The 9,672-nt window shown below is 62.0% G+C and carries 11 protein-coding genes; 3 read left to right on the top strand and 8 right to left on the bottom strand.

Features of this window, described 5'->3' with window-relative positions:
* Nucleotides 1–61: 61 nt before the first annotated feature.
* Nucleotides 62–751, bottom strand: a complete 690-nt coding sequence (locus ACUXAC_RS18625; protein WP_004936833.1) for an LrgB family protein — start codon at nt 749–751, stop codon at nt 62–64.
* On the bottom strand, nt 744–1,166 hold the full coding sequence (locus tag ACUXAC_RS18620; RefSeq protein WP_004936830.1) for a CidA/LrgA family protein: 423 nt from the start codon (nt 1,164–1,166) through the stop codon (nt 744–746). Before ACUXAC_RS18620 ends, ACUXAC_RS18625 begins: the two co-directional genes overlap by 8 nt.
* A gap of 140 nt (nt 1,167–1,306) precedes the next feature.
* On the opposite strand from ACUXAC_RS18620, the gene ACUXAC_RS18615 reads away from it, so the two are divergent.
* Complete coding sequence (locus ACUXAC_RS18615; RefSeq protein ID WP_025304429.1) at nt 1,307–2,194, top strand: LysR family transcriptional regulator; 888 nt, start codon at nt 1,307–1,309, stop codon at nt 2,192–2,194.
* 73 nt (nt 2,195–2,267) lie between these two features.
* Here the strand turns inward: ACUXAC_RS18615 and ACUXAC_RS18610 are convergent, their stop codons facing one another.
* The 5 genes from ACUXAC_RS18610 to ACUXAC_RS18590 all read right to left on the bottom strand — a co-directional run bounded on the left by ACUXAC_RS18610 (nt 2,268) and on the right by ACUXAC_RS18590 (nt 7,360).
* A complete protein-coding gene (locus ACUXAC_RS18610) occupies nt 2,268–3,917 on the bottom strand; it encodes a Na+/H+ antiporter (RefSeq protein WP_025304430.1) in 1,650 nt (549 codons plus the stop codon).
* A 197-nt stretch (nt 3,918–4,114) separates the two neighbouring features.
* Nucleotides 4,115–5,476 (bottom strand): NCS2 family permease, encoded by a 1,362-nt coding sequence (locus tag ACUXAC_RS18605; protein WP_004936819.1) that lies wholly within the window; start codon nt 5,474–5,476, stop codon nt 4,115–4,117.
* 320 nt (nt 5,477–5,796) lie between these two features.
* Nucleotides 5,797–6,204, bottom strand: a complete 408-nt coding sequence (locus ACUXAC_RS18600; RefSeq protein WP_038874298.1) for a VOC family protein — start codon at nt 6,202–6,204, stop codon at nt 5,797–5,799.
* Between the two features lie 47 nt (nt 6,205–6,251).
* Nucleotides 6,252–6,920, bottom strand: a complete 669-nt coding sequence (locus ACUXAC_RS18595; protein ID WP_049201475.1) for a glutathione S-transferase family protein — start codon at nt 6,918–6,920, stop codon at nt 6,252–6,254.
* Complete coding sequence (locus ACUXAC_RS18590) at nt 6,917–7,360, bottom strand: lipocalin-like domain-containing protein (RefSeq protein ID WP_047570370.1); 444 nt, start codon at nt 7,358–7,360, stop codon at nt 6,917–6,919. The genes ACUXAC_RS18595 and ACUXAC_RS18590 overlap by 4 nt, the downstream gene beginning before the upstream one ends.
* 196 nt (nt 7,361–7,556) lie before the next feature.
* On the opposite strand from ACUXAC_RS18590, the gene bhsA reads away from it, so the two are divergent.
* Nucleotides 7,557–7,817, top strand: a complete 261-nt coding sequence (gene bhsA / locus ACUXAC_RS18585) for a multiple stress resistance protein BhsA (RefSeq protein WP_060440954.1) — start codon at nt 7,557–7,559, stop codon at nt 7,815–7,817.
* A 55-nt stretch (nt 7,818–7,872) separates the two neighbouring features.
* On the opposite strand, the gene ACUXAC_RS18580 is transcribed toward bhsA, so the two are convergent.
* Nucleotides 7,873–8,790, bottom strand: a complete 918-nt coding sequence (locus ACUXAC_RS18580; RefSeq protein WP_454266818.1) for a LysR substrate-binding domain-containing protein — start codon at nt 8,788–8,790, stop codon at nt 7,873–7,875.
* Nucleotides 8,791–8,922: 132 nt separating this feature from the next.
* Here ACUXAC_RS18580 and ACUXAC_RS18575 point away from each other — a divergent pair, with 132 nt between their 5' ends.
* A complete protein-coding gene (locus ACUXAC_RS18575; protein WP_038874304.1) occupies nt 8,923–9,672 on the top strand; it encodes a 3-oxoacyl-ACP reductase family protein in 750 nt (249 codons plus the stop codon).

Raw genomic sequence — 9,672 nt, 5'->3', positions numbered from 1 at the left:
CGGCACCGTTCCCAACGACAGACAATGTAAAATGGGGCGGCAGAGCCCGCCCCGAGAGGTCTTACCACATCAGCCGGCCGATCAGCGGCGCAGCCACCACCGTGATAATGCCGGCCAGCATCATCACCAGGCTCGACACCACGCCCTCCTGCGGCCCCAGTTCATAAGCGCGGGCGGTGCCGGCGCCGTGCGACGAGGCGCCAAACCCGGCTCCCTTGGCCAGGCGGCTGCGCACCGCCAGCCGCAGAAACAGAATGTCGCCCACCGCCATGCCGAACACCCCGGTGATCACCACGAACAGCGCCACCAGATCCGGCTGCCCGCCCATCTGTTTGGCGGCCTCCAGCGCGAACGGCGTGGTAATCGAACGCACCGCCAGGCTGCGCTGCACCTCTTCCGGCAGCGTCAGCAGGCGCGCCAGCCACACCGAGCTGTACACCGCCACCAGCACCGCCGTCGTTACCCCGGCGGTCAGCGACAGCCAGTGGCGGCGGATGATGTGCAGATTCTCGTACACCGGCACCGCAAAGGCGATGGTCGCCGGCCCCAGCAGCCACAGCAGCCAGTGGGTTTCACCGATATAGTCCTGATAGGAGATGTGGGTGACCACCAGCAGCAGCACCAGGATCATCGGCGTCAGTACCAGCGGCATCAGCAGTAACGTGCGGCGGCGGCGGTACAGCTTTTTGTTGGCGAAGTAGAGCGCCAGCGTCGCCAGAAAGCAGGCCAGGCTGAGGATAAAATCATTCATGGCGCTGCTTCCGTCGCTGCAGCCAAATCTCCAGCCGATACACCCTGTCCACCACCAGCCCGGTGGCGCCCAGCGTCAGCATGGTGCTGACCGCGATCACCAGAAAGATCTTCCAGCCCTCGACCATCAGCAGCTGGGCATAGTTGACCACCGCCACCACCGCCGGCACGAAGAACAGCAGCATTTCCGCCAGCAGCCAGCGGGAGCCGGCCTTGACCCAGCTCAGCGGCAGAATGCGCAGCAGGATCAGCGCCAGCAGCATCAGCATGCCGACGATATTGGCGGGGAGCGGCAGGTGGAATTGTTGCACCAGGCGATCGGCGATCAGGAACAGCGCCGCATACAACGCCACCTGAATCGGCACCTGCAAACGGGTCAGCAGGGAGGGGGCAACGCGGCGTAACGCCAGAGACATGGAAGATGACCTCAAACAATAAATTGACGGCCTACAGTATACGCAGCCGGGAAACCACGCCTGAAATGAATTAAAATTATCGACATCATGCCGTCCGGGAATAATTTCCCGCCGGTAGCGCCCTCAAGGAGAACCCTAACGTGGATGTCCGCACCCTGCGCTACTTCGTTGAAGTGGTGCGCCAGCAAAGCTTCACCCGCGCGGCGGAAAAACTGTTCGTCACCCAGCCCACCATCAGCAAGATGCTGCGGCATCTGGAAGAGGAGCTGGAATGCACGCTGCTGATCCGCGAAGGCCGCAAGCTGCGCCTGACCGACAGCGGCCAGGCGGTGTATCAGCGCGGCCTGACGATCCTCGACGAATTCCGCCAGCTGGAGGCGGAGCTGGAAGACATCAGCTCGGTGAAAAAAGGCGTGCTGCGGCTGGGCATTCCGCCGATGGTGGGCAGGCAGATCGCCGATCTGATCCGCCGCTTTCGCCAGACCTACCCCGGCATCGAATTAAAAATTTCCGAGCTGGGCGGGCTGTCGGTCGAACAGGCGGTGATGTCCGGCGAACTGGATCTGGCGATGACGGTGCTGCCCTTCGATTCGGAACAGCCGCTGACCTTTCTGCCGCTGCTGGGCCATCCGATGTGCGTGGTGGCGCCGCGCACGCCGCAGTGGCTCAACCGCACCCGCATCAATATCGCCGAATTGGCCGACAGCCCGATCCTGATTTATAACGAAGACTTTGCGCTGTACAAGATGCTGATGAAGGCGTTTCGCCAGGCCGGTTTTGAACCGCAAATTGCGGTGCGCAGCGGCCAATGGGATTTCCTCGCCTCGATGGTGCAGGCCGGCGTGGGCATCGCCATGCTGCCGGAGCCGGTCTGCCGCTGGCTGGACAAGGAAAACCTGGTCTGGCTGCCGCTGGAGCCGCGCATGGAGTGGAAAATCGGGCTGATCTGGCGCCAGGGCAGCTACCTGTCGCACAGCGCGCAGGCCTGGATCGCCTGCTGCCGCGACTACTGGCCGCCGCTCAAGTAGCCAAAAAACAAGGGCCGCACAGGCGGCCCTTCGGGAAGAAATAAAGAGGAAAACATGATTCCTCTTCTGAGGTTTACCCTTCGCGCTCGATCAGCAGCGCTTCGAGCAGGTCGAGATCGTGCAGCAGTTTTTGCAGCGTCTCGTTGCTGATTTTCTGCGTGGCGCGCAGGTGGTACAGCTCGCCGCGCTCGGCGCGCAGCGCCGTCAGGCGGAAACGCCGCTCGAGGTTTTCCATCGCCAACGCATTCTCGATATCGTCTTTCGACGCGATGCGCCGCCGCAGCATGCCCGTCACCCGCGAGCTGACCTCTTTCAACACCTGCGGATCGAGGTTCTCTTCGGTATCGGCGACCAGACGCTCTTCCATTTTATTCACGCTCTCGATCGCCACTTCGGCCGCCATGGCGATCGCCATGCGCTCTTCGTGCTTGCTGGCGCTCTTGTCGGCCACCTGAACGCCGCGCAGCAGCAGCGGCAATGCCAGCACGCCGACGATCAACGACAGCAGGATCACCCCGGCGGCGATAAACACCAGCTGATAGCGCGCCGGGAAGGCGGTGCCGTCGCTCAGCAACAGCGGTATCGACAGCACACCGGCCAGGGTAATCGCCCCGCGCACCCCGGCGAACGACGCCACCCACAGCTCACGCGTGCTGTAGTCGCCGAACTGCAGCGGGCGCTTTTTCATAAAGCGGTTGCTGGCCTTCTTCATCACCCACAGCCAGGTGAAACGCAGCACCAGCAGCGCGGCGTAGATGGTGGCCACGTCGGCGAACAGGTACCAGGTCTGGATGGTCGGATCCAGCTCCGCCTGCAGGATAGAGGTTTCAAGAATGCCCGGCAGCTGCAGGCCCAACATGATGAACACCATGCCGTTGAACACGAACTCCAGCATCGCCCATACGCTGTTGGCGCGCAGGCGCATCGCCAGCGGCGCGTTGCGGATCACGCCGGATTGGCTGATGGTCATCCCCGCCGCCACCGCCGCCAGGATGCCGGAAACGCCGATGTGTTCGGCGATCAGGTAGGAGGCGAACGGCAGCAGCAGCAGGAATACGATCTGGGTCGCCGGATCGTCGCCGCTCCAGCGGCTCATCACCCGCAGCGATTTACTGTAGGTCCAGGTGACCGCCACGCCGGCCAGCAGGCCGCCGATCGCCACTTTGAGGAACTCGAGGGTCGCGCCGCCCACGGTGAACACCATGGTGCCCATCGCCACCGCGATGGCGAACTTGAGCGACACCAGGCCGGAGGCGTCGTTCATCAGCGCCTCACCCTCGAGCACGCCCATGATTGGCTTCGGAATGCGCCCTTTGCCGACGATGCCGGACAGTGCCACGGCATCGGTTGGCGACAGCACCGCCGCCAACGCGAAGGCCGCCACCAGCGGAATGCCCGGCACCATGGCGTAGATCAGATAGCCGACGCCGACCACGGTGATCAGCACCAGCACCAGCGCCAGGCCGAGAATTTCACGCCCATGGTGCAGGAATTCGCGCGTCGGCGTTTTCCAGCCGTCGGCAAACAGCAGCGGCGGAATGAACAGCACCAGGAACAGTTCGGGATCAAAGTCGACGTGCAGCCCGAAATGCGGCCAGGCCAACAGGGCCCCGATGGCGATTTGCATCAGCGGCAGCGGCACCTGGAACGGCAACATGCGCGTCACCACCCCGGACAGGGAGACCACCAGGATCAAAATGAGGATTGTAAAAAAGATTTCCATGCTTTCCTTAGACTCTACGATTCAGACGACATCGGCTCAGGGCCTGCGTTGGTCCCGATAGTAGATCACTTTTTTTACAGCCGTTAAAGCTTGTTGTGCCTTTCAAAACGCGGTGCAGAGCAGAAGAAGACTTATCTTAAGAAGGGAAATGCCGTGACAGTTTCCCTCACCCGCCGGGCGAGGGAAACCTGAGGGTCTTAAATCGCCCAGCCGCCGGCGTAGAACGCCACCAGCGCCACGGCGATCAGCACGGTGCCGATGTTCAGCTTACGCCATTCGCCGGAGAAGATGCGGCCGATGACCAGCGAGCTGAAGCCCAGCATGATGCCGGTAACGATGTTGCAGGTCAGTACGATGAACACCGCACACAGCAGGCCGGCCATCGCGTCGACGAAGTCGTTGAAGTCCAGCTTGGTGACGTTGCTCAGCATCAGCAGGCCGACGTACATCAGCGCCGGTGCGGTGGCATAGACCGGCACCAGATAGGCCAGCGGCGACAGGAACAGGATCAGCAGGAACAGAATGCCGACCACGGTGGCGGTCAGGCCGGTCTTGCCCCCCGCGGCGGTGCCGGCGGCGGATTCGATGTAGACCGCGGCGGGCGCGGCGCCCACCAGGCCGGAGAAGATGCTGCTCAGGGAATCCGAGGTCAGCGCCTTGCCGCCGTTGATGATCTGCCCGTCTTTATCCAGCAGGTTGGCCTGCCCGGCCACCGCGCGGATGGTGCCGGTGGCGTCGAACACCGCAGTCATCACCAGCGCCAGCACGCTCGGCAACACCACCGGCTGCAATGCGCCCATGATATCCAGGCTGAAGATCAACGATTTGCCGTCAGCGTCCGCCAGGCTCGGCATGGCGAACAGCCCCTGGTATTTCACCGCCGGGTCGAAGATCAGGCCGATGATGGAAATGGCGATGATCACCAGCAAAATGCCGCCGGGCACGCGCAGTTTTTCCAGGCCGAAGATCACCGCCAGGCCGACCAGCGTCATCACCACCGGGAAGGAGGTGAACGCGCCGAGCGCCACCGGCAGACCATCCAGCGGGTTCTTCACCACCAGGCCGACGCCGTTGGCGGCGATCAGCAGCAGGAACAGACCGATACCGATGCCGGTGCCGTGCGCCACGCCCATCGGCAGGTTGCGCAGGATCCAGGCGCGGATGCCGGTGACCGAGATAATGGTAAACAGTACGCCCATCAGGAACACCGCACCCAGCGCCACCGGAATGCTGATGTGCTGGCCCAGCACCAGGCTGAAGGCGGTGAAGGCGGTCAACGAGATCGCACAGCCGATCGCCATCGGCAGGTTAGCCCACAGCCCCATCAGCAGCGAGCCCAGCCCGGCCACCAGGCAGGTGGAGACAAACACCGCCGCCGGCGGGAAGCCCGCTTTGCCCAGCATGCTCGGCACCACGATCACCGAGTACACCATCGCCAGGAAGGTGGTTAGCCCCGCCACCACCTCCTGGCGCACGCTGCTGCCGCGCGCGGAAATTTTAAAATAGCCATCAAGCCCGCCGGTTGGTTTTGCGGCGTGGTTCGCTTGAGAGTTCGACATAGGTTACTTCCCCTGTGTTTCATGAATCGGCCCGTCGCAGCAGGCCTGTAATCTCGCCCGCGCCCGATCGTCACGTAATCGTTTACGTCACGTTCCGCATCCTTGCCCTTCTGTCGCAGCGCCAACGGCGATGCGCACCAAGGCAAACGTTTAACTCGCAGCGCGCGGTACGGGTGATTTATGGTGGTTTATTCAAGGCAAACGATTATCCTGCCTTCCATAGCGTCTAATCAACTAAAGATCGCGGCAATTTATGCAGAAAGCGGCGGGAATAGCGCCAGCACGATAAAACCGGGGCGGCGAACGCCGTCGCGGCAGGGTTATTGCGTCTGCACCGCAGCGGGATCCATATACATCAATTCCCAGATATGGCCATCCAGATCCTGAAAACCGTGGCCGTACATCACGCCGTAGTCCCGCGGCGGGTGGTAGGTGTTGCCGCCGCCGGCGACCGCCTTACGCACCAGTTCGTCCACCGCCGCCCGGCTGGGTTGCGACAGGCATACCAGCACTTCGGTGGCCTGCTTGGCGTCGCCGATCGGGTTCGGGGTAAACATCCTGAATTTGTCGTGGGTCAGCAACATCACGTAAATCGTGTCGCTGACCACCATGCACGCGGCGGTGTCATCGGTAAATTGCGGGTTGAAAGTGAAACCTAGGTGGGTGAAGAACGCCATCGAGGCGGGCAGATCGCTGACGGGCAGGTTAACGAAGATTTGCGTAGCCATGGGCTACCTCCGATGAAGAATGACCCCATCGAGTATAGCCCATCCGGTTAGCTCAGCAGGTCGTAAGGGCCGCCCTGCTCCAACGCCCGCTGGTAGGCGGGCCGGGCGTGAATGCGCTGCAGAAAACCGCGCAGTTTCGGGCAATCATCCAACGCGCCGCGCGCCGCCATCGCCTCCAGCGGGAAGCTCATCTGAATGTCCGCCGCGCTGAAGTCGTTGCCGACAAACCAGCTGCCCTTGTTCAGGTGCTGTTCGAGGAATTCGCAGTGCGGCGCGATCTGCTTGTCGAGATATTCGCGCTGCACGCCCTTGCCGATCGCGCCGGCCACCGGCCGCAGCAGCCAGGGGATCGGCGGCTGGCCGAGCCGGCTGAACACCAGTTTCATCACCAACAGCGGCATCAGCGATCCTTCAGCGTAGTGCAGCCAGTAGCGGTATTGCTGGCGCGCGTGGAAGTCGGTCGGCATGAACATCCCTTGCGCGTCATAGGCTTCCTGCAGGTATTCGATGATGGCGCCGGATTCCGCCAGCGTCAGATCGCCGTCGACGATCACCGGCGATTTGCCCAGCGGGTGGATCTTTTTCAGCGCCGCCGGCGCCAGCATAGTCTGCGGATCGCGTTCGTAGCGTTGCACCTGATAGGGCACGCCCAGCTCTTCCAGAAACCACAGAATGCGCTGCGACCGCGAGTGATTGAGATGATGAACAATGATCATAAAGAAGCTCCTGTCCGCTGCCACACCAGTTCGCCCACCTGCACGCCGTTGCCGAGCTGCAAGGGCACCGTGCGCAACGTCAGCCGATCGCCGCTGAAAGCGTAAAAACGCACCTGACGGCTGCCTACCCAGTTGGGGAACGAACAGCCTTCGACCTGATGCACCACCCGCTGTTCGCTTTCCTCCACCTGATAGCGGCCGAAGTAGCAAATCATATTGATGAAGGCCGCGCGGATCTCCCGCTCGGACCCCTGCGCCAAATCGTCGGCGGCGAAACGCGGCCGCACGGCACTGTACAGCTGCGCCGCCATCGTGCCGTTGGCCTCATAGTGGATTCGCCCCAACACCTGCTCGCCCAGCGGGTAATTCAGCTCGCCGTTCTGGTTTTTGAACACCGACGACACCAGCGCCCAACTGCCGATAAACGCGTTTACCGTCATTACGCTTCTCCGGTTAAGGATCGTCTGTATAGGGTAGTGGCGATTTTTACCGCACGCCAGCGGATGAAAAAACAATCAGTTTATTTGACAGAGATACTCAAAACTCTCCGATTTTTTATTCCAGCCTGCCGCACTACTATTTAACACATCGAGAGACAACAGGCTCTCATCCGATCAATACGCTGAGGAATACATCATGAAAAACGTCAAAATTTTTGCTACCGCTGCACTGCTGGCTACCGCTTCTTTTGCTACCTTCGCCGCCGATATGCCTTCCAGCCAACCCGCTGCAGACGCCCAGAAAATCGGCGTAGTTTCCGTTAGCGGCGCCACCAACCTGAGCGCGCTGGAAAGCGAACTGGCCAGCAAAGCCGCCGCATCGGGCGCCAGTTCATACCGCATCGTCGCCGCCGGCGGCCAGAACAAACTGTACGGCACCGCAGAAATCTTCAACTGATCGTCGAACAGCCAACCGACGGAAGAAAGAAGCCCCGCAAGGGGCTTTTCTCGTTTTAGCGGGCGTCGAAGCGTGTCGCCAGCTTCTGCAGGCGAAACTGCTCGGTGATGAAATCGACAAAAACCCGGGTTTTGGTCGGTAAGAATTTGGTGGTGGGAAAATAAAGGTGCATGCTGCCGCGATCGACATACCAACCCGGCAACACCCGCACCAGACGGCCGTTTTCCAGATAGGGCACCGCATTCGGCATGGCGATCAAGGCAATGCCCAAGCCCATTTCCGCCGCCCGCGCCGCCGCCTCCGGCTCGTTTACCGTCATGCCGATCGCCATCGCCGGCGCATGCTGCTCGTTTTCCGCATTGCGCAGCGGCTGATGGCGGATGCGCCCGGTCTGTGGCGAACGGATGAAAATCCCGGTGTGTTGCGCCAGTTGTTCCGGCTGCCGCAGCGGCGGCCGTTGCCGCAGATAATCCGCCGAAGCCACCAACACGCCGTGTGCGGGCGCCAGCTCGCGCGCAATCATCCCCTGAGCCAGTTCGATGCCGCCGCCCAACGCGGCGTCGAAGTGCTCGCCGATCAGATCCACCTGGCGATTATCGAAATGCCAGTCCGGCACGATCGCCGGATAACGCGCCAGAAAATCCGGCAACATCGGCAACACGAAATTCAGACCGAAAGCGGTGCCCATGCTGATCCTCAGGCTGCCGGCCGCCACGCCGCCGCTGCTGCTCAGGCCCTTCAACGCGCACTGAATCGACTGCAGGCCACCGCTGACTTCCTGCAAAAAACGCTCGCCCTCTTCGGTCAGGATCAGCTGGCGAGTGTTGCGCTGAAACAGGCGCACGCCAACCAGCGTCTCCAGCCGGGTGACGTTTTTGCCCACCGCCGCCGGGCTGAGGCTCAGCTTGCGGCCGGCGGCGGAAAAGCTGCCGTTTTCCGCGCTGCTGACGAAGCATTCCAGGTGTCCCAGCATACTTTTCCTCTATGGATTTCAAACTAATGGTTTGAACTGATTATAGCTCTTTGTGGCTAGTGGCCGTGCCGGCGATCTCCGATACTGAATGCCGGCACTTTACTTTACCCTCACCCACTTTGGAGAAATAACATGACCACAGCACACCCTCTGCAAGGCAAAGTCGCGTTCGTTCAAGGCGGTTCACGCGGCATCGGCGCCGCCATCGTTAAACGTTTGGCGAGTGAAGGCGCCGCCGTCGCCTTTACCTACGCCGCCTCGGCCGATCGCGCCGAAGCGGTGGCAAGCGCCATCACCGCCGCCGGCGGCAAAGCCCTCGCCATCAAGGCCGACAGCGCCGATGCGGCGGCGCTGCAGCAGGCGGTGCGCCAGGCGGTCAGCCAGTTCGGCAATCTGGATATTCTGGTGAACAACGCCGGGGTGTTTACGCTGGGCAGCACCGAGGAACTGGCGTTGGAAGACCTGGATCGCATGCTGGCGGTCAACGTGCGCAGCGTGTTCGTCGCCAGCCAGGAGGCGGCGCGCCACATGAACGACGGTGGCCGCATCATCCACATCGGCAGCACCAACGCCGAGCGCGTGCCGTTCGGCGGCGCGGCGGTGTATGCGATGAGCAAATCGGCGCTGGTCGGCCTGACCAAAGGCATGGCGCGCGATCTCGGCCCGCGCGGCATCACCGTCAACAACGTGCAGCCCGGCCCGGTGGACACCGAAATGAACCCGGACGCCGGCGAGTTCGCCGATCAGCTCAAGCAGCTGATGGCGATCGGCCGCTACGGCAAAGATGAAGAGATCGCCGGCTTCGTCGCCTACCTCGCCGGCCCGCAGGCGGGTTATATCACCGGCGCCAGCCTGAGCATCGACGGCGGCTTCTCGGCGTAA

It is taken from the genome of Serratia sp. 121840015-1 (genome assembly GCF_053627655.1).
Note: the sequence above shows the minus strand (reverse complement) of the source record. Positions and strands in the feature narration are given on the sequence as shown.